Below are 24825 nucleotides of genomic sequence, written 5' to 3' on the forward strand. Positions count from 1 at the left end.
CATTCAGCATGGACGGTGTGAAAAAAGTGGAGATATATGAAAATCTATCCAAGGTGCATCAAAGAATCTATGAAGCGTCCCTGTCAGTGGGGCGCAACCCGTCTGAAATTAGGTTGTTGGCTGTAAGTAAAACGAAGAGCGCTGAAGTAGTCCACCTTGCCTATGATGCAGGGCAAAGAGAATTTGCAGAGAATCGTGTGCAGGAATGGCAAGAGAAGGTTTCCGAACTGCCCCAGGATTGTAAATGGCATCTTATTGGGCAGTTGCAGAGCAACAAAGTTAAATACTTAGATTCACGGGTTTCTCTCATTCATTCCTTGGACAGGCTAAGTCTACTTGAAGAGCTAGAGCACCAAGGAACGCGCCAAGGGATCATCTGGCCAACCTTAGTTCAGATCAATATCGCCCGGGACCCTAATAAAGCGGGGCTGCTCGATAATGAGGCGGAAGACTTTCTAGAAGTTGTTGCGAAATGTGAGCATGTCCGGGTACACGGTCTTATGACGATTGGTGCCTTAAAGGCAACACCAGAGGAAACTCGCGGTTTCTTCCACCAGTTACGGATACTTAAGGAGCGTCTACAGGAAAAGAAGATTCCCCATGTGGAACTAAAAGAGTTGTCGATGGGAATGAGTCAGGATTTTGAAGTTGCAATTCAAGAAGGCGCTACGATCATCCGGGTTGGAAGACAGATTTTTGGGGAACGATAATAATTTACATAAAGAATTTTATAAGGAGGCATTATTAGATGGCTAAGTTGTTTGATAAAGTGATTGGGATTATGGGTTTTTCAGATGAGGAATTAGAGGACGATTACCTCGAGGAGGAAGAGAAAGAAGAGACTACCCGAGAAGAAACACGTGCAACGAGTAACCGTAAAGGGGCTCAGGTTGTGAGTATTCACACTCAGAAGCAGATTAAAGTTGTCGTGATGGAACCCGCTACGTTTGAGGAGTCCCAAAATATTGCAGATCAGTTAAAAAGCCGTCGCCCTGTGATTGTCAACTTAGAGAACACAGAGCGTAATCTAGCAAAACGGATCGTCGATTTTGTGAGTGGTGCTACCTATGCTTTAGGTGGCAATATGCAAAAAGTAGGAAATGGAATTTTCTTATTCGTTCCAAACAATGTTGATATTTCTGGAGAAGCAAAAGATGACCTTAAAGACAAGGGTTTCTTCTGGTCTCTCTCTAAGTAAGGAGTGATTGCTATACTATCATTTATCTATCAAGTCGCAGATGCGGTTCTTATGATCTTGGGTTATGCCATTATTATTCGAGCCTTGCTTTCTTGGTTTCCGAATTTACCCTATAATTCCTTTTTCAAAATTCTCTATGAGGTTACCGATCCTTTGTTAAAACCCTTTCAGCGGTTTCAGTTTGGTGGGGGTGGCTTCTCCATAGACATTTCCCCGATTCTTGCTTACTTTGCCATAATGATCTTACGGAGTGCGGTCTTGCCGACGATCTTTAGGCTCTTTTTCTGATTTGAAAAGTAGGATGAGTATATGAAACACAGAATAGATCGCAGTGCCTTAAATTTTTGGTCAGATAAAGAGATGAAGATTGAAGCTGCCCATTTACTGGATTTATGTGAAACGGCTTTGAACGCTTCAGTTGCAGTATGGACGCCTTTTTTGAGTCAAGCTTTAGCGAATTGGCTTGAGGGAATTATACGACGGGAAAATCTCGTATATCGAAGTGAAGGTGGATTTCCTGAACCTGAGAGGGTACGCTTTTTGATCAGCTCAGAAGAGCGAGATATTGAAAAGGCGCGATCTGAAGTGGTTGTTTTGTCAGCTCAGGCCATTGATCCCCACGGAGTACTAGAGCACCGACAAATCTTAGGTTCTTTGATGGGCCTTGGACTTAAACGGGACTTGATAGGGGATATACGACCGGTGCAACAGGGACTTTGTGTAGCAGTTTCTGAAGAAATCGCTAACTATCTTGCTCGAGAATGGAACAAAGCTGGCCGTGAGAAAATCCGCGCTCAGCGTGTTGAAGGGGAACTTGGGCTTCTTCCGGATACGGGTGAGGAACGTCGGATTACAGTCGCCTCTTCTCGCTTAGATGCCGTGGCTTCAAGTAGCTTTAATATGTCACGTACGGTGGTACAGGAACTCATATCTCAGGGGAAAGTAAAGCGTAATGATTTAGTCGTTATAAAAGCAGATGCAGAAGTGAAACCAGGGGATATCATCTCGTGTCGGGGATATGGACGAATCCGTCTTCTGGATTCTAGTGAGACCCGTAAAGGGAGAATAGCCTGGAATACTGTGCTTTATAAGCCACAAAGACACTAGAAGGAGGGGATATTATGCCATTGACTCCCATTGACATTGAGAATAAAGAGTTCCGTAAAGGGGTTCGGGGCTATAACACAGATGAGGTTGACAAGTTCCTTCAAAATGTCAGTAAGGAATTTGAAGTGGTTTTTTCTGAGAACTTCGAGCTTCGAGAGAAATTACAGCGTGCTGAGGCTGAGTTAAAGCATTATAAGCAACTCGAGTCCACCTTACAACAAACAATGGTGTTTGCCCAGCAAACAGCGGAGGATGTCAAACAGGCCGCACGCCACGAGGCGGACCTCCTTCTTAAAGATGCAGAACAAGAAAAAGTAAAGCGTTTGGGTGAAGCTCAAAAGAAATGGGAACATGTAAACGAAGAAATTGAAGAACTTCAAAAACGTCGGGAATTGATTCGAACTCAACTGAAGTCTTTTTTAAGGGCACAATTGGACTTGGCAGACGCTTTCGAACAGGACCGTGTTTCTTGAGCGCTTGCGGATTGGGTTAGAATCATGGTAATATAAAGGTCAGACGATTTTGAAGGGGAAGATTATTACAGATGAAAAGCATTTTGTTCTCGGAACTGGCCTCCGATTTCCTAGTGCAAGGGTTAGGATTACATACTGAGGAACGCCCCCATTTCACTGGGAAGCTGGGACGTCACGAAGTGGAACTTCTCTCCTCGACAAATTCCCTTAAGGATTTGGAAGGAGAAACGCAAGTCCTATGCATTGGGAAAGCACAAGCTGGCCCTTACCGTGCAGGTGATGTTCTTATGGCTGGGAGTGACGATTTGCTCGATCGGGCGTTTCGCGCGCTCGATGAAATGGAGCAGCGTGGAGTTGTGGTTGCCCTGTCTGCTGAAGCTGATTCTCATCAAGTGAGCCTGAACATAGATTGGCTTGATGAGTTGGTACAAGAATGGAAGGAAAAGAAAATTCCTTACCTGTGCTTATTTATGGCTGAACCCTTCGAGTCTGAAGGGCAAGCTAAGTTGGTTACCCTTACTCGGAAAGTTTTAAGCTAGTTAGATTGAGTTCTAGGTTTTGAGTAACATATCGCAAAAAAGAATGAACATGGGGTGAGGTTCTCATAGAATATAGGGAATACAATCCTCAGAATAAAGCGTTGACAAGGACAGTCCTTAGTGTATCCTCTTAAGCGAGCGGGGAGTGGTGAAAGCCCGCGAGGTAAGTTAAGGTGTATCCCCTTGGAGCGAGGTGCTGAAGATTCGAGTAAGCTCTCCGGCTAGCCCCCGTTAAACGGCTTCCGAGTGGCCAGTTATTAATGGCAACAAGGGTGGCACCGCGAGTAATATCCCGTCCCTTTATTTGGGTCAGGGATTTTTATATTATATACCATTCTTTGGTTAAACTAGAATCAATACCTTTAGGAGGAAATTAAGTATGGATTACCGGAATACTCTTAATCTGCCTGAAACTGAGTTTCCAATGCGCGGGAATCTACCTCAGCGCGAACCGGATATTCTGAAGCAATGGGAAGAAAATCACCTCTACGAAGAGGTTCAAAAAGCACGGGCTGGGCGGCCAAAGTTTGTCTTGCATGATGGTCCTCCCTATGCCAATGGCGATATCCATCTTGGACATGCCTTGAACAAAGTGCTCAAAGACATTATCGTGAAGTATAAAACGATGGCAGGTTATGATGCCCCTTATGTTCCTGGGTGGGATACCCATGGATTACCGATTGAACAACAGGTAATTAAGAAACTTGGAGTTAACCGTCATGCGGTCTCTCCCGTAGAATTTCGAACCATGTGTAAAGAGTACGCGGAAAAGTACGTCGGGATCCAGCGGGAACAATTCAAACGACTCGGAGTCCGTGGGGATTGGGATCATCCTTATTTGACGCTAAAAAAGGAGTATGAGGCGGCTCAAATCGGAGTCTTCGGGGAAATGGCTAAAAAGGACTATATCTATAAAGGATTAAAGCCTGTCTATTGGTGCCCTTCCTGTGAGACTGCTCTTGCTGAAGCGGAGATTGAATATGCGGAGAAGACCTCCGATGCAATCTATGTCAAGTTCCCAGTGAAAGATGGAAAGGGAGTCCTTACGGAGAAGAATACCTATGTCGTGATTTGGACGACAACTCCCTGGACCCTGCCTGCAAACTTAGCGATTACCCTTCGTTCTGAATTCGAATATGTCCAGGTTCAAGTCGGGGAGGAGCATTGGGTCGTAGCGGAAGGACTTCTGAATAATTTGCGTTCGATCTGGAGTTTGGAACTTCCCGTTGAGAAGCAATTCTCTGGAAAAGACCTCGAAGGTGTGCGCTGTCAGCATCCTTTCATAGAACGAGAATCCGTACTTATTCTTGGAGAGCATGTCACTCTTGAGCAAGGTACGGGCTGTGTCCATACCGCTCCTGGTCACGGAGAAGACGACTTCAATGTTGGAAAAGAATACGGACTCCCTGTCCTTTGTCCGGTGGATCACCAAGGAAAATTCACAGCAGAAGCTGGAGTGTATGCAGGGCTTAAGGTGGATAAAGCTAATCCACTCATTATCGAGGATTTGAAGAAAATTAACGCCCTTGTTCATTCAGAGAAGATCAAGCATAGCTATGCTCACTGCTGGCGTTGTAAGAATCCGATTATTTATCGAGCCACTGAACAATGGTTCGCTTCAATCGATGGCTTCCGCAAAGAGGCACTTTCTGAGATTGAAAAGGTCGAATGGATTCCTGCCTGGGGAAAAGACCGGATTCATAACATGATTGCTGATCGGGGAGACTGGTGTATCTCGCGGCAACGGACCTGGGGTGTTCCGATTCCAATTTTTTACTGTGAGGATTGCGGAAAAGAGATTATCACTGATGAGACGATTACCAAAGTACAGGAAATCTTCCGTAAAGAGGGTTCCGATGCTTGGTTCGCTCATCCAGCGGAAGAACTCGTGCCAGAAGGGTTGACGTGTGCCTGTGGTGGGAAGAAATTCCGTAAAGAATCGGATATCATGGATGTATGGTTCGATTCCGGAACGAGCCACACGGGTGTTTTAAAGGAACGCCCTGAGCTAACCTGGCCTGCAGATCTTTATCTTGAAGGATCAGATCAACACAGGGGATGGTTTAACTCCTCCCTCTCTACCTCTGTTGCTGCTTATGGAAAAGCACCCTATCGTGTTGTGCTTACGCATGGCTTCCTCGTTGATGAGCAAGGTAGAAAGCAGTCTAAGTCCTTAGGGAATGGTGTAGATCCCTTACAGGTTATCAAGGAAATGGGTGCTGATATCTTAAGGCTTTGGGTTTGCTCGGCAGACTATAAAAATGACGTGGCCGCTTCCCCTCGAATCATGAAGCAGATGTCTGAAGCCTATCGGAAAATCCGCAATACCCTACGGTTCCTTCTCAGTAACTTGAATGATTTTGATCCGGAAAAGGATCGAGTCGCCTATCAAGAACTACCGGAAATCGATCGCTGGGCCCTTCTCCAGCTGAATAAAGTGATTGACCGTGTTCTTCAAGGGTATGATAAGTATGAATTCCACTGGGTTTACCATACCGTTCATAATTTCTGTGCGGTAGAACTCAGTGCTATCTATCTCGATATCGTCAAAGATCGACTTTATGTCGAAGGGAAGAATTCCACGCTCCGCCGTGCCTCTCAGACCGTGCTTTATGAGCTTCTTAATGCTGTAGTACGTCTAGTGGCACCGGTCTTGACCTTTACAGCGGATGAAATTTGGCCTTATATTCCTGGTGTAAAGGAAGGATCCAATATCCAAATCGAGGAGATGCCAAAAGTTAATCCTGAATGGATGGATGAAGCACTCGCTGAGAAATGGAATACCCTTCTTGCTGTAAGGTCAGAAGTAACAAAAGCACTGGAAAAAGCGCGCCAAGACAAGCTCATTAATCATCCCCTGACGGCTCAAGTTGATCTCTACCCCACTGCTGAGCTGAGTGACTTCCTGAAAGGGATTCCTAATTTGGCGGAAATCTTCATTGTCTCTGCAGTTCAATTGCACGAGGCAAGTGAAGAAAAGCCAGAAGGAGCAACACTTGCTGAGACACTTGAAGGACTAAGTATCACTGTAAACTCGGCAGCTGGAGAGAAATGTGAACGCTGCTGGATGTATCATACCGAAGTAGGGAATAATTCGGAGCATCCAAGCTTATGTCCACGTTGTGCCTCTGTTGTAGGCTCTATTGCAGAATAAACTAAAGGACTTGGGAGAATTTCTCTTCCAAGTCCTTTAGTGCAAAAAAATATAGACAAGGGTGTAAGAAATGAGTACTATAAAAATAGTATGTTAATTTAGAATAGTGTGATACAGAGTGCGACCCTAAAAAAGAGTTGCTGAGGTAGGAGATGAAGGTGCATGAAGCTCACGGAAAATCTTGCTCATCGTATTGTGGATTTAATTTATTCGGAAAGCGGCTTTCACGGCATTGTTTGTGATCCCAGTGGGAAGATCATTGCGGATTCAGCAAAAAAACGGATAGGAATGGTTCATAATGGGGCACTTCGCATCATGACGACTCCGATCCACGAAATCGCAGTGACCAAAGAGGATGAGGAAAATTCTCAAGGGCAGCGTGAAGGGTTTAACATTGCTATTCGACTGGAGGGACAGAAGGTAGGCACCTTTGGAATTGCAGGGCCCTTGAAGATTGTCACACCTGTCGCCAAGGTAGCTGCGGGAATGATCGCTTCCACGATGCGTGACGAAGAATTGAAAGGAACGCTTAGGGAGCAGGTTGAACGTTTAGGACAAGCACTAGAACAGGCCGCCGGTGCCATTCAAGAAATGGCAGCCTCCTCAGAGGAGGTTGCAAGCGTCAGCCAAACCGTAGCCTCTGTGGCACAGGACGCTCAACAACAAGTAAAAGCCACAGGGAATGCCTTAGAATTTATTCGACGCGTTTCCAAACAAACCAATCTCTTGGGATTGAATGCGGCGATTGAGGCAGCCCGAGCTGGAGAGCAAGGAAAAGGATTCTCTGTTGTGGCGGGAGAGGTTCGAAAACTTGCTGACGAGAGTAATCGTTCGGCTAATGAGATTAATGAATTGCTTATACAGTTTCAAGGAACGATGGAGCAGATTACTGAAGGAGTATTTCAGAATAATATCATTACACAGGAACAAGCCCGGGCTACACAGGAGATTACCCGAATGGTCGAAGAGGTTCAACAGGTTGGAAATGAACTGAATGCCCTTGCTCAAAAGCTTTAGCTCGTAGGATGCAGGAGTCTTAGTGGCAGTTAGTCTCGAAAAGAAACTGAAAAATCTTTTTTTACCTAGTAGACGAATAAGCCCCTTGGCGACTATAATAGAGTGGCAAAGGAAAAGTGAATATGTTCCGGATGATTTCAGTAGGAGAGACTCGGCAAAGCCGGGCGCCGTAGGAGAAACTTCCTGATGATCGCTCATTCAGGAGGGGAAGCTCTCAGGCAAAAGTACTGCTGGAAGACGGGACTCTGGAGAGTTTCTCGTAAGGAGAACACCAAAGGGGAGCCGAAAGGCGAATCTCTCAGGTTAAAGGACAGAGTTGCGCGATGCGCGATTTTCTGTCTTTTTTTATTTAACAATTCTTATCATGATTTTCTAAATTTCGTGCATACTCAAACTTTAAGGAGGTGTCTGAAAGTGACAGAACTCAAAAGAACCCCCCTTTATGAAGAACATCAAAAAGCAGGAGCCAAACTTATTGATTTCGGGGGCTGGGAAATGCCGGTCCAATACGCAGGTGTCATCGAAGAACATAATACAGTAAGGACCAAAGCTGGACTTTTCGATGTATCCCACATGGGAGAGGTGGACGTCAAAGGAAAGGACGCCCTTGCATTTGTTCAGTACATAATCACAAATGACGTAACGCGTATCCAGGATGGCCAAATTCTCTATTCTCCGATGTGTTATTCCAATGGGGGAATCGTTGATGACCTACTAGTTTATCGTTATGATGGGGAACATTTTTACATCGTAGTTAATGCCTCCAATGCCGATAAGGACTTCGCTTGGATGCAGGAGAAGGCAGAGGGATTTAATATTCAATTGGAAAACCGTTCAAATCAAGTTGCCCAATTGGCTTTGCAGGGACCCCTCGCAGAGAAAATTCTCCAAAGACTCACTTCTGTAAATTTGGCAGAAATCAAATATTACTGGTTTAAACACGGTGTAGTGGATGGAATCTCTTGTCTTATTTCTCGGACCGGTTATACCGGAGAGGACGGGTTTGAGGTTTATCTTGCTCCCGAAAAAGCGTCCCAGCTCTGGAGAAAAATTCTTGAAGAAGGTTCAGCCGAAGGAATACAGCCGATTGGACTTGGTGCACGGGATACCCTTCGTTTCGAAGCTCGGTTACCCCTTTACGGCAACGAACTTGGCCCAGATATTTCTCCTTTGGAAGCAGGGCTTGGTTTTTTTGTAAAGCTTGAGAAAGAAAGCTTTGTCGGGAAAGACGCGCTACTTGAACAAAAGGAAAAAGGGGTTCCCCGTAAACTTGTCGGGCTGGAAATGATTGAGCGCGGGATTGCTCGTTCCCATTATCCGCTTCAAAAAGCTGGAGAAGAGGTAGGCTTTGTAACCTCAGGTTCCTTCTCCCCAACCTTGGATAAAAATATTGCGCTTGGACTCATTCGTGCAGACTTAGCGCAGCAGGGAGAAACTTTGGAGGTTATCATTCGGGGTAAGGCGGTCAAGGCACAGATAATTCCGTCGTTGTTCTATAAGAGACAGAAAGCGTGATTCTCCAGGATTTCGTTTTCCACCGTTCGCTCCGTAAGCTACGCGGAGCAAACTAATCGCTCAAGTTCTCCGCTCCGACGGGTTCCCGGCCAAATCGGCGTCCATGCCTCGTGGCCGGTTGGAAACGTCGTGTTTCCAACCCGTCTCCGCTGCATACTTTTCGCGAAGTTTGCTTTCCTGCTCGCTTAGAAGCCGCTCTCTTTTGTAAAACGAAATCCTTGGGTATTATTTTAAGGATTTAGGCTTTTATAGACTAAGTTTTTAACGAGAATCAAAATTAAGCTAAGTATCAAGTATCAATAATAAGTTTAGGAGGATGAATTTATGAATCCAGTAGAATTAAAGTACAGCAAATCCCACGAGTGGGCGAAAGTTGAAGGGAATATCGTAACTCTCGGAATCACAGAGCATGCTCAAGAAAGTCTAGGGGATGTTGTTTTCGTAGAACTGCCAGAAAACGGAACGACTGTAGTCGCAGGAAGATCCTATGGGACTGTAGAGTCTGTCAAAGCAGTTTCTGATATTATTTCTGCGGTCAGTGGAAAAGTAGTTGAATATAATCAAGATGCTCTGGATGCGCCGGATCTCTTGAATAGCGCCCCTTATAGTGATGGATGGTTGATTAAGGTAGAAGCCGATGATCTTAAAGACTTAGATGAGTTGCTGACAGCCGCTGAATATGAGGCGTTTCTAGCGGAGGAGGGCCATTAAGATGAATTATGTGCCGAACACGGCGAACCAGCAGGAAAAAATCCTTGCCCGGATCGGAGTAAAATCGATGGAAGAGCTTTTTGCGGATATCCCGGAAAGCGTTCGGCGCCAGGCTCAGTTAAGCATCCGAGGTGGAATGTCTGAATTTGAACTCGTGAAGCATGTAAAAGGGCTTGCCAGTAAAAATACAACGATCGATGACTATGCTTCCTATCTCGGAGCAGGTGCTTATGAACATTATATTCCAAGCTTTGTCGATCAACTTTTGCTTCGTTCCGAATTTTATACAGCCTATACACCCTATCAACCCGAGATTAGCCAGGGAACACTTCAGGCGATCTATGAGTATCAAACTCTCGTCTGTGAATTAACCGGAATGGACGCAGGGAATGCCTCGATGTATGATGGAGCTTCCGCTTTAGCTGAGGCTGCCTTGATGAGTTGCGACGCGACTCGTCGGAGTAAAGTCCTAGTTCCCCAGACGATTCATCCAGAGTATCGGGAGGTTCTAAGAACCTATCTACCGCCGCGCGGAGTGGAGATTGTCGAGATTCCTTTCGAGAACGGTGTTGTCGATCTTGAAGCTCTCGAAAAGGTCCTGACAGAGGAGGTTGCAGGAGTTCTAATCCAAAGCCCGAACTTCTTCGGCTCAGTCGAGAAGGCAGAGAGCATTGGACAGCTCGCTCATGGCAAAGGGGCTCTTCTCGTGATGTCCGTGAACCCCGTTTCCCTTGGACTTCTTAAGTCTCCTGGAGAGTTAGGTGCGGATATCGTCGTGGGCGAGGGGCAACCCTTCGGAAACCCGCTTAACTACGGAGGAGCCTATCTTGGATTTTTAGCCTGCCGTGATAAATACGTTCGTCGCATGCCTGGACGTATCGTGGGTGCCACCAAAGACAAGAACGGGAAAAAGGGTTATGTCTTAACCCTCCAAGCTCGAGAACAGCATATCCGTCGTGAGAAAGCGACCTCAAATATCTGCTCTAATGAAGCGTTATGTGCGTTAGCTTTTACCATCCATTTGGCTGGGTTAGGGAAGAAAGGCTTGAAGGAAATGGCGAATCTTAATCTCCAGAAGGCACACTATGCAGCTCAAGAGATTGCAAAACTCCCAGGGATGAGCGTCGCCTTTTCCTCTCCATACTTCCATGAGTTTGTTATAGAGACAGAGGTTAGCCCTTCTAAAATCAATGAAGAACTCCTTAAACATAAGATTATTGGTGGTCTCGATTTATCCCGTTTCTACCCTGAACTTGACCATCATCTCCTATTCTGTGTAACAGAGACAAAGAGCAAGGAAGAGATTGATAGGCTCGTGGCCAGAATGGGGGAAGTAAAATGAAAGCTTTAGAACCACTTATTTTCGATCAAAGTGGGGAGGGTAGAACAGGGGTAAGTCTTCCGAAATGTGATGTCCCGGAAATCCCACTCGATAGCTTACTTCCCTCTGAAGTTCTGAGGGAAAAAGCACCCGATTTACCTGAGGTCGCTGAGGGGGATGTCGTTCGCCACTTTACCCGACTTTCAACCTTCAACCATGGAGTAGATACCGGCTTTTACCCGCTTGGTTCCTGTACGATGAAGTACAATCCGAAGGTTAACGAAATGCTTTGCCGTCTTCCTGGGTTTACCCAGCTTCACCCTTATCAGCCGGAAGAGTTAACCCAAGGGTCACTTCAACTGATGTTCGAACTTCAGGAGGATTTGGGAGAAATTACCGGGATGGATGCGTTCACGATGCAGCCTGCAGCAGGTGCCCATGGTGAAATGACGGGGATTCTCATCATCAAGGCGTATCATGAACATCGCCAAGATAGCAAACGGACTAAGGTTATTGTTCCGGATTCTGCTCATGGAACGAATCCAGCGACTGCAGCAATGGCGGGCTTCGAGATTGTGCAAGTCCCTTCGAATGAACGGGGTGGGGTGGATTTAGAGGCTTTACGGCAAGTAGCAAATGAAGAAGTCGCAGCCTTAATGCTTACCAATCCGAATACCCTCGGTTTGTTTGATGAGAATATCCTCGAGATTGCTAAGATTATTCATGATGTCGGAGGACTGCTCTATTATGATGGAGCGAATGCGAATGCCATCATGGGAATTGCTCGTCCAGGAGACATGGGCTTTGATGTCGTGCATATAAACCTTCATAAGACGTTCTCCACTCCACATGGTGGGGGAGGTCCGGGTGCAGGACCTGTCGGGGTCAAGGAATTCCTTGCGCCATATTTACCTAAACCTGTAGTCATTCGTACTCCAGAGGAGAAATATTACTTGGATTATGACCGTCCACTTTCCATTGGCCGTGTACGTGCTTTCTATGCTAATTTCTCCGTGCTTGTCAGAGCGTATGCTTATATTCGGGCCTTAGGCGGGGAAGGGCTCACGAATGCTTCAAAAAATGCCGTACTCAATGCTAACTTCCTTATGAGTATCTTGAAAGAACATTATCACCTGCCCCTAGATCGGGTTTGCATGCATGAATTTATCATCACTCCGAAGAACTTGAAATCTTATGGCGTGCATACCTTGGATATTGCAAAAAGGCTCTTAGATTACGGATATCATCCTCCGACGATTTACTTCCCGCTCATCGTAGAGGAAGCGATGATGATCGAACCCACTGAGACTGAGAGCATGGAAACTCTAGAAGAGTTTGCTAACGTATTAATTCGGATTGCCGATGAAGTGAAGAACGATGCAGAACTCGTTAAAAATGCTCCTTACAATACTTTGGTCACCCGCTTGGATGAGACAGGAGCTGCCCGGAAGCCAGATCTTCGCTGGCGAAAAAGTAATTAGTTTATTTTTATTATGGCATAATGCCACTTAAATTCCTTTATATTCCCTTTCCGCTTCGTGCGGGGAGGGATTTTCTTTAAGAAATAATGGCGGCCTAAAAATTGAGAAATAGTGAAAAGTAATTCTGTTCATAGGTCATGTGTTATTATATTTTGGGGAATCTTAAAGTTAAAAGTTTTTAGAAAAATGGATTTTGGCGAAAATAGGAGTATAATGTATTAGTAACATTTACCGAGTCAGAAAAATACTAAACCAGGAGGTTATTATAGTGGAAGCATTTAAAGTACCTGTCGGAATATCCAATCGTCATCTTCATCTATCCCAAGAACATATCGAAATCTTATTTGGTGCAGGTCATCAACTCACTCGTACAAAAGATTTAAGTCAACCAGGACAATTTGCTACTGAGGAGACTGTAACCATAGTCGGTCCAAAGGGATCAATGCCTAACGTTCGGGTACTTGGCCCAGCCCGCAAAGCGACTCAAATCGAGCTCGCAGCCACTGATACCTTTAAGTTAGGGGTAAAGCCGCCTGTACATGATTCTGGAGACCTTGATGGAACACCTGGCGTAGAAATCGTAGGTCCAGCAGGTAAAGTCCAACTTGGACAGGGAGTAATCATTGCTGCTCGCCATATTCATATGACTCCAGAAGATGCACAAAAGCATAACCTTAAAGATGGAGATCATGTTAAAGTTTCAGTTCCAGGACCTCGTGCGGGGATCTTTGAACGTGTCTTGATTCGTGTCAGTCCGAACTATGCTTTGGACATGCATGTAGATACCGATGAAGGAAATGCTTTTGGACTGAAAAACGGGGATCAAGTAGACGTTATTCTCGACTAAAAGAAAATTCCTTGTAGCATTAGAAAGCCACGAAGTACAGATCAACGTACTTCGTGGCTTTTGATGTTTATCTTTTGAAGAACATGACACAGGTAAAAATGCTCTGGAGGATGGAGCACAGTTTCTGAACCTATTGCTCAAAGCTTCAAATTGGACTACCATTGGTATAAGCGATTTTTAAAACATCGAATAAGGAGAGAGAGCAGTGAGTGGAAAATTCAAACTCGTAACGGCTATGCTTACCTTTGGCAGCATCGGGGTTTTTGTGAAGGAAATTAATCTCTCTTCGAGCGAAATTGCGTTTCTAAGAGGAGTCATCGGCAGCTTATTCTTATTTTGTGCTAGTTTCTTCGTCCGACAGAAGCCATCCCTTCAATCCATCAAAGAGAATGGCCTACTTCTCGGTTTCTCAGGCGCAGCGATTGGCCTGAATTGGATATTTTTGTTCGAGTCATATAAATTCACGACGATTTCAAATGCAACCTTAAGTTATTATTTTGCTCCAATATTCGTAATGATCTTAGCCCCTTTTGTCCTTAAGGAAAAACTTACCCGTCTCAAGGTAGGATCTATCATTACTGCTATGATCGGACTATTTCTAATCGTGAATATTGGGGATAATACTGCGGCGGGTTCCTATAATCACCCGGTCGGTATACTCTTTGGCCTTTCAGCGGCGGCTCTCTATGCCAGCGTCATTTTAATGAATAAATTTATTAAGAATCTGTCCGGTTATGAGACGACCTTAGTTCAATTAATAGTCGCAGCTTTGGTCCTCTTACCCTATATTTTAACGAAAAAGCATATGAGCTTTTCCGACCTGAATTCAAGCTCCATCCTTTTAATCCTTATTCTCGGTATAGTCCATACTGGAATTGCTTACTTCTTATATTTTACAGCGGTCAAGGAACTTAAGGGACAGACAATCGCTGTCTTAAGCTACATCGACCCGATTTCGGCAGTGATCATCGCTGCGATATCCTTAGGAGAGAGCATGAGTTTTATTCAGATGATCGGAGGAGTTTTGATACTTAGTTCGACCTTTTTGAGTGAAAGACTTGAGTCGAGACATATTAAGGAACCCATCGCCTGGGGAGGCCCAATCGTTATGAATACCAAGCAAGAGCTGGATCGAGCTTTTAAGGATCTCGAAGAAGATACATTCGTCAAATAAAAAGGGTGAATTGGATCAGACTGCTGACACAGTGCTTTTGTCAGCAGTCTTTCTATACTTCGGGTACAGTTAACAGAAGTAAGGGCTGGTAGTATAATGGGAATATAATCGATCGGATGAGCAAAATAGAAGTAAGCGTGAAGAAAGTCGTAGTGTGTGACGACGGACGCTGCATAATCGGGTACAATATATTATGTCTAGAGAAAGTTATGAAAGTGGCTTTGTCATAAGGGGGATTACGATGTCCAGAGGAGAACAAATTAAGATTATTGTGGTGGGAGGAGGGGCAGCGGGTTTATTTGCTGCTGTGATTGCCGGTCGCCAAGGGGCTCAGGTCACCATTTTAGAGAGAAACCAGCGTGTGGGTAAGAAGATCTTAGCCACGGGTAATGGTCGCTGCAATTTAACCAATACGGATATGCATATCTCCCATTTTCATGGTGTGAATCCTAAGTTTGCATATAGTGCCCTTAATGCTTTTGATAATTTCCAGGCCATTGAGTATTTTGAACAATTGGGTATTACCCACAAGGTTGAGGAGGAAGGAAAGGTCTTTCCCTTCTCTAATCAGGCTTCAAGTGTCTTAGATGTGCTACGCTATGAATTGGAGCGGCTAGGAATAGAGACTATCATTGAGGCAGAAGTGAAGGAGATTCGAAAACTCGCCAAGGGTTTTGAGGTTTTTACGAAGGATGGTGCCAAATACTTTGCGCATCGTGTGATTCTCGCCACGGGAGGAAAGGCAGCCCCTAACTTAGGGTCAAATGGCAGTGGCTATGCCTTAGCCGAACAACTTGGCCATCATCTCATTGAGCCCTTTCCCTCTCTCGTACAGCTTAAGCTCGCCGAGCCTTTTCTTAAGCAGATCAAAGGGATCAAATTTGAGGGGGATGCGGAGATCATAGTTAAAGGCAAAACCCTGGCTAAGGCTCAAGGGGAATTATTATTTACTGAGTATGGCATATCTGGCCCGCCTATTTTCCAATTAAGTCGGACGGCTGCTGAAAGACTAAAGATGAACCAGGAAGTTTGGGTTAAGGTCGTGCTTATCAATCATATGCCAAAGGATAAACTCATTAACTATGTGATGAAACGCTGGCAGTGTAATCCTGAAAAGAACGTCTCCTTTAGCTTTGTCGGTTTTATTAATAAACAACTCGTGCCGGTATTGCTGAAACAGGCTGGAATTGAAGATGTTAACAAGCCTGTAGCACTTTTAACGACTCGTGAGAAGGAAAATATCATAAATATCTTGCAGGATTGGCGCTTCAAGGTTACTGGTACCAACACTTGGACTGCGGCTCAAGTAACTGCAGGTGGAATTGATGTAAGAGATATCAATCAGAACACCATGGAATCTAAGCTAGTACCTGGTCTTTTCTTCGCCGGGGAAATCATGGACATTGACGGAGACTGCGGAGGCTATAACTTGCAGTGGGCTTGGTCCTCAGGATATTTGGCGGGGAAAAGTGCTGAAGAATTCTAGATCTAATGACTATAACTGAGGTGTGGCATATGTCCATAGAATCCATAGCTAATCTGGCTGTGTTCAAGGTAATCGATGAAAGTAAGCATAAGACCTATTATGGCTGTAACCAAGCATGGTATCCGACAACGTGGCAACGCCTTTCAGGATGCGGTCCTTCTGCAGCTTCAAATATTTTCTTTTATCTTACGCATAGTGAATCTAACCTCGAATCAGAGGAGTGTTCCCATAGCAAAGAAAATTGGGTGTCCCTCATGAAGGAGATGTGGAAGTATGTTACCCCCTCTATAAGAGGGGTCAATACTCTGAAGATGTTATATGAGCCCATGCTGGCTTTCACGAAATCGAAGGGGGTAGATCTAGAACACCGCATTTGTGAAGTGCCAAAAGATAAGTATCGGCGCCCTAAGTTGAAAGAAATAATTAGCTTTTTAGAAGGGGCATTAAAAAATGATTCTCCGATAGCCTTCCTCAATTTATGTAATGGTGAGGAAAAAAATCTGGATCGCTGGCATTGGGTGACGATTATTTTACTAGAATATACTGAGGATGGAAGTAGTGCCTTTGTAAATATTCTCGATGAAGGACGTATAAAGAGAATTGACCTTGCGTTATGGTTCAATACAACGACGCTTGGCGGTGGATTTGTATATTTTTCAAAGTGCCAATCTGAAGATTAGACGAGGGGGGCTTCTATGAAAGAACGGAATATCCAATGGCTTCGTGAAGAACTACCAAAGTGGATCGCCAATGACGTGGTTGATGAAGACACCGCAGCGAGAATCCAGTCCTATTACGGCGAGGCTGAGAAGACCAACGGGTTGAAGCTTGCACTCGCAATTTTTGGAACCTTGGGGGCAGTATTGATCGGGAGCGGAATTATCCTTGTGTTTGCTAAGAACTGGGATAGTTTCTCGATTGCCGTCAGAACGGTTCTGTCACTGCTTCCCTTGATCCTCGCGCAGGTGCTTGCAGGATGGGTGGTTTTCAAGGGGAAGGATTCTCTTGCCTGGAGAGAGGGGGCTGCCGCCTTTCTCTTTTTAGCAATAGGTGCCTCTATTTCCTTGATCGGTCAGACTTACCACATTCCGAGCGATACGCCTCAGTTTGTTTTGGCTTGGCTGCTGCTATCCCTACCCGGCATCTATCTTTTGGATGCGACAGTACCTGCGATTCTTTATATTTTTGGTATTGTCGCTTGGGCCGGATTTACTCGTGGAGCAGGGGGTTATACTTTCTTCTATTGGTTACTCCTAGCTTTAATCAGTGGTTTTCTCTATAGAAGATTCAAGAACAATAAGGTTTCAAATTCCTCGGTATTCTTAGTGTGGTCGCTTGCCTTGAGTTTGTGCATCTCTTTGGGAATTGTCCTTGAACATCAATTTCCCGGATTATGGATGATTGTTTATGGTGGCTATTTTACTATACTCTTCTTGTTAGGCCGACTTTTTTCTGACCCCGCTGAATTTGGATGGCAGAATCCGCTTCTCATTATTGGCTTAGTGGGGTCTCTGATTCTATCCATCATCCTCTCCTATAAAGGAGTGTGGGAGGGGATAGGTTGGAAATATTATGGACAAGATTTTTATCACAATGCCGCAAATGCAATTCAGGATTATATTTTAGTGGCTTTGATGGTGGTAAGTGCAGGTTATCTCTTCTCTAAACTCTTTAAACGGCGAGATAGGCTAAGTCTTATTTTCTCCGTGTTGCCAGCACTCACCATCGTGGGATTTTTAATTTCATCCTTCAGGGGAATTGGAGTAGCAGACCTGATTTTTAATGCCTATCTGCTTATCCTAGGGATATTCATTGTCCTGCGTGGTTTGAAAGGTCATAGTCTGGGACTTACGAACGGCGGGATGCTTATCCTTGCAGTTCTTATTGTGTTGCGTTTCTTCGACAGTGGCCTGGGTTTCCTCGAAAAGGGAATCGCTTTTATCCTCGTAGGTTTAGGCTTTTTGCTGGTCAATAACATGCTGGTTCGACGGCAGAAAGAGGGAGTACGATGAAGAAAAAGATGAAAATTGTGCTCTTCATAGGCATGGTGATTCTGCAATTGGCTGTGCCGGTATCGATGATCCAGGATCACCAGACAACCCTGAAAGAGGGTCAGCCCTTTAAGTTTAAGGCGGCACCCGTCGATCCGTATGATCCGTTTATAGGACGCTATCTCAGTATCAACATCGAAGAACGCCAAGTGCAGGTCGAAGATACAAGCAAGTACCAGGCGGGAAGAAGCGTCTATGTGACACTAGAAAATGATGCTCAAGGGTATGCGAAAATTTCGGGATTAAGCTTCGATCGGCCTACAAATCCCTCTTATTTTAAGACGAAGATTGCCTATACTGAGGATCCGAGCGTAAGGTCAGGGAAAGTTTATCTGCAAATCCCTTTCGACCGATATTATATGCCAGAGGCTCAGGCTTTAGTGGCCGAGAAGGAACTCAATACTCTTTTTCGAGGGAATACCAATGACGTTTACGTAACAGTCAGAATTAGCAAAGGGAATGCTGTCATGGAAAAGGTATATATCTCAGGACGCTCTATTGAGGATTATCTGAAGGAGAAGTAGACCTAAATCGATTATTCTTATGACAAGAAGCTGCACCTGTTTTGGAAGGCTTCTTGTCTTTGCTTTCTCATATTATCCCTTTTTTTAATTTTGCACTTAATAGCTACTGTAAAAGTTCCTAATGTTAGATCAAGTATGATAAGTTAGTTCTTTTTATGATAAAATATAATGGTTAAAAATTGCGCATGATGTAGTAAGCTGTAAAAGGAGAAGAAGCATGAGCCTACAATACAATTATAAACCACTCCCGAGTCAACATTCTTGGAAAGTTTGGTGGGAATTAATTCGGCCACATACCTTGACAGCTGCATTTGTCCCCGTTCTTCTTGGATCGGTATTAGCCCTATTAGAGGGAAAGATGAATTTTTTACTTTTTGCTGCCATGATGGTGGCCAGCATTCTCATCCAAGCCGCTACGAACCTTTTCAACGAATACTATGATTATAAACGTGGGCTGGATACAGAAAAATCAGTGGGTATTGGTGGTGGAATTGTTCGTCATGGCATGACACCCCAATTAATTATGACACTCGCTCTGAGTATGTATGGAATTTCCCTCTTATTAGGGATCTATATCTGCGCTGCTTCGTCCTGGTGGCTTGCTGCAGTGGGTTCACTTTGTATGCTAATGGGCTACCTCTATACAGGGGGCCCATTCCCGATTTCCTATACTCCACTCGGAGAACTGTTCTCAGGCTTATTCATGGGTTTTTTGATTATTTTGATTGCCTTCTTTATTCAGACGGGCTATGTATCGAGTTTAGCCATTTTCGTTGCGATACCCAGTGGTATCTTAGTTGGCTTAATCAATCTAGGTAACAATCTCCGTGATCACGATGGAGATAAGGCAAATGGACGTAAGACCATTCCAGTCGTGCTCGGACCCAAAAACGCAGTGAAATTCCTTGGAATCATGTTTGCTTTCTCCTATCTATGGTTGGTTGGACTTGCCGTTTCAGGAATCGTAACTCCTTGGATCCTCTTAGCCTTCCTCAGCATACCGAAAGCGATTCAAGCGACCAAAGGCTTTGTTGGTAAAACGGAACCGATTACCATGATGCCCGCGATGAAAGCAACATCACAAACGAATACCTTCTTTGGTTTACTTATGGCCGTAGGATTATTGATTAGCTACCTACTATGAAAATCGAACGATTGAACTCGATAAAGTATCAAAAATCATGGAAAAGTCACAACTAGTTTCGAGGTAAAGAGAAGAAAGAAGGTTATTTTAATGAATGTCGTCGTCATCGGGGCAGGAGCTGTAGGTGGATACTTTGGGGGGAAAATGGTAAGCGCAGGAATTCCTGTGACTTTTATAGTCCGTGAGCAGAGATATCAGCAGCTCAAGGAACGTGGACTTCACATCGAAAGTGTTCACGGAGATTTCACATTCCAACCTCAGTGTGTTCTATCGGCAGAAGAGGTAGAGAATCCCGATTTAGTGATACTGGCTGTGAAGAATTACCAGCTTGAAGGGACCCTTTCCGATCTTGCAATCCTAGTCGAGCGTGGTGCGAAAATCTTACCCCTTATGAATGGCGTTGAGCATATTGATCGGTTAGTTTCTATCTTCGGGCGTGAGCAGATTATTGGGGGTCTTTGCTATATCGAATCGACCCTGAATGAGTATGGCGATATTCTCCAAAAGAGTTCAATGCATGATATCGTTTTTGGCCCTTTAACGGATATGGATTCCACCTTTCTCAAAGATCTTGAAGCGCTACTTCTAAAGAGTGGGGTAAATGTAAAATTGAGTCGGGAGATCCTTTCTGAAATGTGGGCGAAATTTGCGTTTCTGGTTACATTAAGCGGAGTAACTACTGCAACCCGAAACCCAATTGGGATGTCACAGAAGGATTCAGTCATGATGGCTTTCATCAAAGACATCGTCGAAGAACTCACAAATCTAGCCAGAGCGCTCAAAATCAGTCTTCCTGAAAACTTTTTAGAGCAAATTATCGTTCGAATCAATAACACTCCTCCACAAATGACCTCCTCGATGCATCGCGACCTTGAAAAAGGACTCCCCCTTGAATTAGATAGCCTCCAAGGAACAGTTCTTGATATGGCCAAGCAACATAATATCGCGACTCCCTGTACCCGCGCGATATATGCCTTACTTCACCCATTTAAATAAATTTTAATAAAATTTAAATAAACATGTCATGTGAATAAATGCAACGAAACCCGCTTAAGGCGGGTTTAGCTGTGCAGTTACAGAAGTACTATTGCGACCCAATTCGACTGTGATTATCGCAACTATTACTCTTTAGATTTTACGTCAAACTGTCGGATCACTTTTACTGGTATCAAGCCTCCAAACACGAAGCACATATCCACCGCAGCCACATTGATCTACATACTGATATTTAATTCCTTTTCCGAATTGGCTTTCTAAAACATCTGTTAAGTAATCAATAGGATTACCAAAAGAATCAGGAGTTACGATATTCACGTAATATCCTATCTCGGTATCTGATACAGCCTCAATTGCATCTTTGATGACAAGTTCAATATTATTTTGATAATCCCCATGCTCCAAACCAACAGATCGATCTTTTTTCATATCTTTACCCCATCTCTACAAGCGATTTGTGCTTTCCCTTTTGTTAGCTCCTATAGGAAATGGTATCATTAGATATACTATTAAACTGTGTTTCTAATCATACTTCACCTGTATTTTAAAATTTTTTAAAGAATGGCCATTACAATAATTTCTTTTTTACCCGATTACTTAATGTATTACATTATTATTAGTTAACACCTGAAAGGAAATAGAAATAATTGATCGAATTATGAGAGATACCAACTTCCTATTCATTAAGTCTTGCAAAAATGAGGTGGATAGAAATGAAATATCCATATAATAAAGGAAATATGATATTGCCCGAGAATCACGAACTTTTAGTATTTTTACCTGATAACGGTTTTCGCAATCTCCGAGCTGACTGTGAAAACTGTTTCGGTTTGTGCTGTGTCGCATTATACTTTTCAGCTTCAGAAGGCTTCCCAATCGACAAAGATGCAGGTCAGCCTTGCATTAACCTGCAACCAGACTTTCGTTGTTGTGTTCACGAAAGCCTCGCGAAACGAGGCCTAAAAGGGTGTATTGCTTTTGACTGCTTTGGTGCTGGGCAAAAGGTTGCCCAAGTCAGCTTTGGTGGACACGACTGGCGGGAAGTTCCTGAATCCACAAAGCAAATGTTCAAGGTGTTCCTAATGATGCGGCAACTCCATGAGCTACTCTGGTATCTGACAGAAGCACTGACACTACAACCAGCTCATCCTATCCATGACGCGCTCAGATTCAAGCTCGGCGAGACGGAGCGCCTCACTCGTCTCAGCCCCGGCTCACTCCTGGAACTGGACGTGGCAGTGACCCGAGCTGATGTTAACACTCTACTTCTGAAGACCAGTGAACTTATACGAGCCGAAGCTCGTCACGGAAAGAAGACTCCTTCAAGGCATCAAAAGACTCTAGGCCGAGGATTAAACCTTATTGGCGCAGACCTCAGAAGAACCGATATGAGAGGAGAAAATTTGAGAGGAGCCTACCTTATTGCGGCTGATCTCAGAGGAGCCGATTTAAGTAGTGTTGATTTCATCGGGGCTGATTTGCGAGATGCTGATCTCAGAGGAGCAGATCTAACAGATAGTATCTTTCTCACCCAAGCCCAAATTAACACTGCGAAGGGTGATTGTAATACAAAGTTACCCTTGCAACTCTTTCGTCCAACACATTGGGGGACTATAAATAATAAATTGGGGAAACCCTTGAATAAGGAGAGAAGATGATGGACTATCTAATTGAAGAGATGACATTCTCGGATTGGGAACAGGTAGCTAATATTTATTTGGAAGGTATTAAAACAGGCAAGGCAACATTTCAGACAGAAGTACCTACTTGGGAATACTGGAACAATAATCATATTAGTTCATGCAGATTAGTGGCACGTTCGGCCAAAGATGTATTGGGTTGGTGTGCTTTAAGCCCAACCTCAAGTAGAAGTGTCTATAAAGGTGTGTTAGAGGTTAGTCTATACATTGGTGAAAAATATAAAGGGCAAGGAATAGGAACAACGCTTCTTCAAAATTTAGTAAAACTATCCGAAGAAAATGGATTTTGGACGTTGTACTCTGCAATTATAAAAGAAAACCTTGCAAGCATATCGTTGCATAAGAAGTGTGGATTTCGAGAAATTGGTATCAGAGAAAAGATAGCTAAAATGAATAATGAAAGATGGCACGATGTAGTTTTATTGGAACGAAGAAGTAAGATAGTTGGAGTAAACTGATTTTGGTATTACTAGAAGATGAGAGCGTGCCAATCACGCCCTTGAAGTTTCTTAGTTTATTGGGGCATTCAGTAAAGAAAAGGTCATAACTCTTAAAAAAAATTATTCGGAAAGGGTGAGCAGTTTGTCAAAGCTATACGCAGTCTATACAATGGCAGAAACTGATGAGAGATTTTTGGGTCAAGCATATTTAACCGAAAAGGACATACAGGCCATTGAACAAAGTTTTGCGGGTCAGCTTCAATCGGAATATTTTATTACGCTTACGGACGGAGACGTTGTTAATATCAATATTATTGATTCAATCGAAGAGATTGAATCGGGCGAGGACTAAACAGAAAAAAATTCGAATTTGTTAAATATTCTAACTTCCAGTTATCCATAATAATATAGATAAATGGCCTTCCTCGTGAGTTTCATGCGGAGGGCCATTTATCTATATGCGAACTTGGACGATAGGGTATCAGCTTGACTGAGCCCCTTTTTTAATAGGAATAATTTAACTGATACACCAGCAAATAATCTTGTAAAAGGGGTTTCGTATGATTTATCAATCAGTTGAAATTAAACTATTGACTTTGAGTTTACTCCAAGTGATAAAGTTAAATAAGCGGGAAGAAAGAATTTAGGAGCATTGTCCAAAGCATATTAAGATTGCAAAATGTTTTATGGATATTGCTGATACGTTTGAAGCAGAACTTCCTTTACTCAGATAGTTAGGGGGCGGTTGAATTGGAATATCGAATTTTGGGAAGAACAGGAATTAAAGTAAGTGCCATTGGTATTGGCGGTGAAGGATTTGAAAATAAAAGTTATGAAGACTGTGAAGCAATTATTGATTGTGCAATCAGAGAAGGTATTAACTTTTTTGATATATATAATTCAAATCCGGAAGCTAGAAGTAATGTTGGCAAAGCATTAAGTAAATATCCACGAAGCAGCTTTGTTATCGAAGGACATCTATGTACTACTTGGGACAGAGGACAATATCGACGGACCAGGGATTTTAATGAAGTTGTTCATGCCTATGAAGACTTTTTAACGAGAATGCAGTTAGACTATGTGGATATAGGGATGATTCATTATGTTGATGTTCAAGAAGATTTTGACAACATCTTTAATGGAGAAATAATTGAATATGCAAAAGAATTAAAAGAAAAAGGAGTTATAAAGTCTTTAGGAATATCAACACATAATACAGATATTGCTTTTAGAGCAGTAGAAGCAGGAATAATTGATGTCATTTTATTTAGTATCAATGCTGCTTATGATATGTTACCAGCCATTGAGGACGTAGACCTACTATTTGAAGATAGTACTTTTAAAAATAGGACTTATGGAGGGATTGATCCAAAACGTGATAAGCTATACCGAACGTGTCAAAATGCGGGTGTTGCATTAACTGTTATGAAAGGATATGCTGCTGGAGTGTTACTAAGGGATAAAGAATCGCCCTTTGAGAAAGCACTGACCCCAGTGCAATGTTTACATTACTGTTTAACCAGACCGGCAGTTGCTTCAGTAATGGTTGGAGTATCTAATACGGATCAAATACTTGCTGCAACCGCCTATGTCACTGCAAGTAATAAAGAAAAAGATTACAGTAAAGTTCTTGCAAATGCTCCAAGAAGTTCATTTAGCGGACATTGTATGTATTGTGGACATTGCGCCCCATGTTCGAAAGAGATAGATATTGCATCAGTAAATAGATATTTAGATTTAGCATTAATTCAAGAAGATGTTCCTGAAACATTAAAGAATCATTATGGCTTATTAGAACATCAAGCAAGTGAGTGCATAGAATGTGGGTTATGTATAAAAAACTGTCCATTTGGTGTGGATATTATTGATAAAATGAAACAAGCAGTTAAACTTTTTGGCTCGAAGTAGCAGTGTGATTTACGCTAGCTCTCGTTGTCGTTGTTATGC

General features: G+C 43.5%; 25 protein-coding genes, 1 pseudogene, 2 riboswitches and 1 other annotated feature. Of the genes and pseudogenes, 25 read left to right on the forward strand and 1 reads right to left on the reverse strand.

Annotated features, from left to right (window positions below):
- Positions 1–26: 26 nt before the first annotated feature.
- The 21 genes and pseudogenes from ACZ42W_RS05470 (at position 27) to ACZ42W_RS05570 (ending at position 20738) form a co-directional block, all read left to right on the forward strand.
- Positions 27–710: a YggS family pyridoxal phosphate-dependent enzyme gene (locus ACZ42W_RS05470; protein WP_464169016.1), complete on the forward strand. Its 684-nt coding sequence runs from the start codon at positions 27–29 to the stop codon at positions 708–710.
- A gap of 38 nt (positions 711–748) precedes the next feature.
- Entirely contained in the window at positions 749–1198 is a 450-nt protein-coding gene (locus ACZ42W_RS05475; protein WP_464169017.1) for a cell division protein SepF, read from the forward strand.
- Between the two features lie 51 nt (positions 1199–1249).
- The gene (locus ACZ42W_RS05480) at positions 1250–1486 is read left to right on the forward strand and encodes a YggT family protein (RefSeq protein WP_464170870.1); all 237 of its coding nucleotides are present in this window, start codon (positions 1250–1252) and stop codon (positions 1484–1486) included.
- A gap of 21 nt (positions 1487–1507) precedes the next feature.
- Complete coding sequence (locus tag ACZ42W_RS05485) at positions 1508–2305, forward strand: YlmH family RNA-binding protein (RefSeq protein ID WP_464169019.1); 798 nt, start codon at positions 1508–1510, stop codon at positions 2303–2305.
- A gap of 14 nt (positions 2306–2319) precedes the next feature.
- The gene (locus ACZ42W_RS05490; RefSeq protein ID WP_464169021.1) at positions 2320–2778 is read left to right on the forward strand and encodes a DivIVA domain-containing protein; all 459 of its coding nucleotides are present in this window, start codon (positions 2320–2322) and stop codon (positions 2776–2778) included.
- A gap of 71 nt (positions 2779–2849) precedes the next feature.
- The gene (locus tag ACZ42W_RS05495) at positions 2850–3317 is read left to right on the forward strand and encodes a hypothetical protein (RefSeq protein ID WP_464169022.1); all 468 of its coding nucleotides are present in this window, start codon (positions 2850–2852) and stop codon (positions 3315–3317) included.
- A 92-nt stretch (positions 3318–3409) separates the two neighbouring features.
- Positions 3410–3620, forward strand: a binding site (T-box leader).
- Positions 3621–3696: 76 nt separating this feature from the next.
- On the forward strand, positions 3697–6471 hold the full coding sequence (ileS, locus tag ACZ42W_RS05500) for an isoleucine--tRNA ligase (RefSeq protein ID WP_464169024.1): 2775 nt from the start codon (positions 3697–3699) through the stop codon (positions 6469–6471).
- 162 nt (positions 6472–6633) lie between these two features.
- Positions 6634–6975 (forward strand): annotated as a pseudogene (locus tag ACZ42W_RS05505) (sugar diacid recognition domain-containing protein); the annotation flags it as partial.
- 87 nt (positions 6976–7062) lie between these two features.
- Entirely contained in the window at positions 7063–7488 is a 426-nt protein-coding gene (locus tag ACZ42W_RS05510; protein WP_464170871.1) for a methyl-accepting chemotaxis protein, read from the forward strand.
- A 131-nt stretch (positions 7489–7619) separates the two neighbouring features.
- Positions 7620–7728, forward strand: a riboswitch (glycine riboswitch).
- Positions 7729–7730: 2 nt separating this feature from the next.
- Positions 7731–7805, forward strand: a riboswitch (glycine riboswitch).
- A gap of 97 nt (positions 7806–7902) precedes the next feature.
- Positions 7903–9003 (forward strand): glycine cleavage system aminomethyltransferase GcvT, encoded by a 1101-nt coding sequence (gene gcvT / locus ACZ42W_RS05515; RefSeq protein ID WP_464169026.1) that lies wholly within the window; start codon positions 7903–7905, stop codon positions 9001–9003.
- Positions 9004–9327: 324 nt separating this feature from the next.
- Entirely contained in the window at positions 9328–9714 is a 387-nt protein-coding gene (gene gcvH, locus ACZ42W_RS05520) for a glycine cleavage system protein GcvH (RefSeq protein ID WP_464169027.1), read from the forward strand.
- Between the two features lies 1 nt (position 9715).
- Positions 9716–11056, forward strand: coding sequence for an aminomethyl-transferring glycine dehydrogenase subunit GcvPA (gene gcvPA, locus ACZ42W_RS05525; RefSeq protein WP_464169029.1), 1341 nt, complete (start codon positions 9716–9718; stop codon positions 11054–11056).
- On the forward strand, positions 11053–12516 hold the full coding sequence (gene gcvPB, locus ACZ42W_RS05530; RefSeq protein WP_464169031.1) for an aminomethyl-transferring glycine dehydrogenase subunit GcvPB: 1464 nt from the start codon (positions 11053–11055) through the stop codon (positions 12514–12516). Before gcvPA ends, gcvPB begins: the two co-directional genes overlap by 4 nt.
- Before the next feature lie 268 nt (positions 12517–12784).
- Positions 12785–13363 carry a phosphate propanoyltransferase gene (gene pduL / locus ACZ42W_RS05535; protein ID WP_464169032.1) on the forward strand — a complete coding sequence of 193 codons (579 nt, stop codon included), beginning with the start codon at positions 12785–12787 and terminating at the stop codon, positions 13361–13363.
- 205 nt (positions 13364–13568) lie between these two features.
- Entirely contained in the window at positions 13569–14537 is a 969-nt protein-coding gene (locus ACZ42W_RS05540; protein WP_464169033.1) for a DMT family transporter, read from the forward strand.
- 241 nt (positions 14538–14778) lie between these two features.
- Complete coding sequence (locus tag ACZ42W_RS05545; RefSeq protein WP_464169034.1) at positions 14779–16023, forward strand: BaiN/RdsA family NAD(P)/FAD-dependent oxidoreductase; 1245 nt, start codon at positions 14779–14781, stop codon at positions 16021–16023.
- Between the two features lie 29 nt (positions 16024–16052).
- Positions 16053–16703, forward strand: a complete 651-nt coding sequence (locus ACZ42W_RS05550; RefSeq protein WP_464169035.1) for a hypothetical protein — start codon at positions 16053–16055, stop codon at positions 16701–16703.
- A 15-nt stretch (positions 16704–16718) separates the two neighbouring features.
- Positions 16719–18035: a DUF2157 domain-containing protein gene (locus ACZ42W_RS05555; protein ID WP_464169036.1), complete on the forward strand. Its 1317-nt coding sequence runs from the start codon at positions 16719–16721 to the stop codon at positions 18033–18035.
- Positions 18032–18598, forward strand: a complete 567-nt coding sequence (locus ACZ42W_RS05560) for a GDYXXLXY domain-containing protein (protein ID WP_464169037.1) — start codon at positions 18032–18034, stop codon at positions 18596–18598. The genes ACZ42W_RS05555 and ACZ42W_RS05560 overlap by 4 nt, the downstream gene beginning before the upstream one ends.
- Before the next feature lie 217 nt (positions 18599–18815).
- Positions 18816–19742 carry a 1,4-dihydroxy-2-naphthoate polyprenyltransferase gene (locus tag ACZ42W_RS05565; protein ID WP_464169038.1) on the forward strand — a complete coding sequence of 309 codons (927 nt, stop codon included), beginning with the start codon at positions 18816–18818 and terminating at the stop codon, positions 19740–19742.
- 90 nt (positions 19743–19832) lie between these two features.
- Positions 19833–20738: a ketopantoate reductase family protein gene (locus tag ACZ42W_RS05570; protein WP_464169039.1), complete on the forward strand. Its 906-nt coding sequence runs from the start codon at positions 19833–19835 to the stop codon at positions 20736–20738.
- Between the two features lie 144 nt (positions 20739–20882).
- Here ACZ42W_RS05570 and ACZ42W_RS05575 read toward each other — a convergent pair whose 3' ends face one another.
- Positions 20883–21167, reverse strand: coding sequence for a CGCGG family putative rSAM-modified RiPP protein (locus ACZ42W_RS05575; RefSeq protein WP_464169041.1), 285 nt, complete (start codon positions 21165–21167; stop codon positions 20883–20885).
- Positions 21168–21451: 284 nt separating this feature from the next.
- Between ACZ42W_RS05575 and ACZ42W_RS05580 the strand changes: the two genes are divergently transcribed.
- The 4 genes from ACZ42W_RS05580 (at position 21452) to ACZ42W_RS05595 (ending at position 24786) form a co-directional block, all read left to right on the forward strand.
- Positions 21452–22396: a pentapeptide repeat-containing protein gene (locus tag ACZ42W_RS05580; protein ID WP_464169043.1), complete on the forward strand. Its 945-nt coding sequence runs from the start codon at positions 21452–21454 to the stop codon at positions 22394–22396.
- Positions 22396–22896 carry an N-acetyltransferase family protein gene (locus ACZ42W_RS05585; protein ID WP_464170872.1) on the forward strand — a complete coding sequence of 167 codons (501 nt, stop codon included), beginning with the start codon at positions 22396–22398 and terminating at the stop codon, positions 22894–22896. Before ACZ42W_RS05580 ends, ACZ42W_RS05585 begins: the two co-directional genes overlap by 1 nt.
- A 115-nt stretch (positions 22897–23011) precedes the next feature.
- Positions 23012–23230: a hypothetical protein gene (locus ACZ42W_RS05590; protein ID WP_464169045.1), complete on the forward strand. Its 219-nt coding sequence runs from the start codon at positions 23012–23014 to the stop codon at positions 23228–23230.
- 398 nt (positions 23231–23628) lie between these two features.
- Positions 23629–24786 carry an aldo/keto reductase gene (locus ACZ42W_RS05595; RefSeq protein WP_464169047.1) on the forward strand — a complete coding sequence of 386 codons (1158 nt, stop codon included), beginning with the start codon at positions 23629–23631 and terminating at the stop codon, positions 24784–24786.
- Positions 24787–24825: the final 39 nt, after the last annotated feature.

This window comes from Desulfitobacterium elongatum (assembly GCF_055378975.1).

Coding starts and splice junctions, on each gene's coding strand:
- ACZ42W_RS05495 (WP_464169022.1), top strand. CDS start 2,850: ATGAAAAGCATTTTGTTCTCGGAACTGGCCTCCGATTTCCTAGTGCAA.
- ACZ42W_RS05570 (WP_464169039.1), top strand. CDS start 19,833: ATGAATGTCGTCGTCATCGGGGCAGGAGCTGTAGGTGGATACTTTGGG.
- ACZ42W_RS05545 (WP_464169034.1), top strand. CDS start 14,779: ATGTCCAGAGGAGAACAAATTAAGATTATTGTGGTGGGAGGAGGGGCA.
- gcvH (WP_464169027.1), top strand. CDS start 9,328: ATGAATCCAGTAGAATTAAAGTACAGCAAATCCCACGAGTGGGCGAAA.
- ACZ42W_RS05580 (WP_464169043.1), top strand. CDS start 21,452: ATGAAATATCCATATAATAAAGGAAATATGATATTGCCCGAGAATCAC.
- ACZ42W_RS05555 (WP_464169036.1), top strand. CDS start 16,719: ATGAAAGAACGGAATATCCAATGGCTTCGTGAAGAACTACCAAAGTGG.
- ACZ42W_RS05560 (WP_464169037.1), top strand. CDS start 18,032: ATGAAGAAAAAGATGAAAATTGTGCTCTTCATAGGCATGGTGATTCTG.
- ACZ42W_RS05565 (WP_464169038.1), top strand. CDS start 18,816: ATGAGCCTACAATACAATTATAAACCACTCCCGAGTCAACATTCTTGG.
- ACZ42W_RS05480 (WP_464170870.1), top strand. CDS start 1,250: ATGATCTTGGGTTATGCCATTATTATTCGAGCCTTGCTTTCTTGGTTT.
- ACZ42W_RS05475 (WP_464169017.1), top strand. CDS start 749: ATGGCTAAGTTGTTTGATAAAGTGATTGGGATTATGGGTTTTTCAGAT.
- ACZ42W_RS05485 (WP_464169019.1), top strand. CDS start 1,508: ATGAAACACAGAATAGATCGCAGTGCCTTAAATTTTTGGTCAGATAAA.
- ACZ42W_RS05490 (WP_464169021.1), top strand. CDS start 2,320: ATGCCATTGACTCCCATTGACATTGAGAATAAAGAGTTCCGTAAAGGG.
- ACZ42W_RS05550 (WP_464169035.1), top strand. CDS start 16,053: ATGTCCATAGAATCCATAGCTAATCTGGCTGTGTTCAAGGTAATCGAT.
- gcvPA (WP_464169029.1), top strand. CDS start 9,716: ATGAATTATGTGCCGAACACGGCGAACCAGCAGGAAAAAATCCTTGCC.
- ileS (WP_464169024.1), top strand. CDS start 3,697: ATGGATTACCGGAATACTCTTAATCTGCCTGAAACTGAGTTTCCAATG.
- ACZ42W_RS05575 (WP_464169041.1), bottom strand. CDS start 21,167: ATGAAAAAAGATCGATCTGTTGGTTTGGAGCATGGGGATTATCAAAAT.
- gcvPB (WP_464169031.1), top strand. CDS start 11,053: ATGAAAGCTTTAGAACCACTTATTTTCGATCAAAGTGGGGAGGGTAGA.
- ACZ42W_RS05585 (WP_464170872.1), top strand. CDS start 22,396: ATGGACTATCTAATTGAAGAGATGACATTCTCGGATTGGGAACAGGTA.
- ACZ42W_RS05510 (WP_464170871.1), top strand. CDS start 7,063: ATGGCAGCCTCCTCAGAGGAGGTTGCAAGCGTCAGCCAAACCGTAGCC.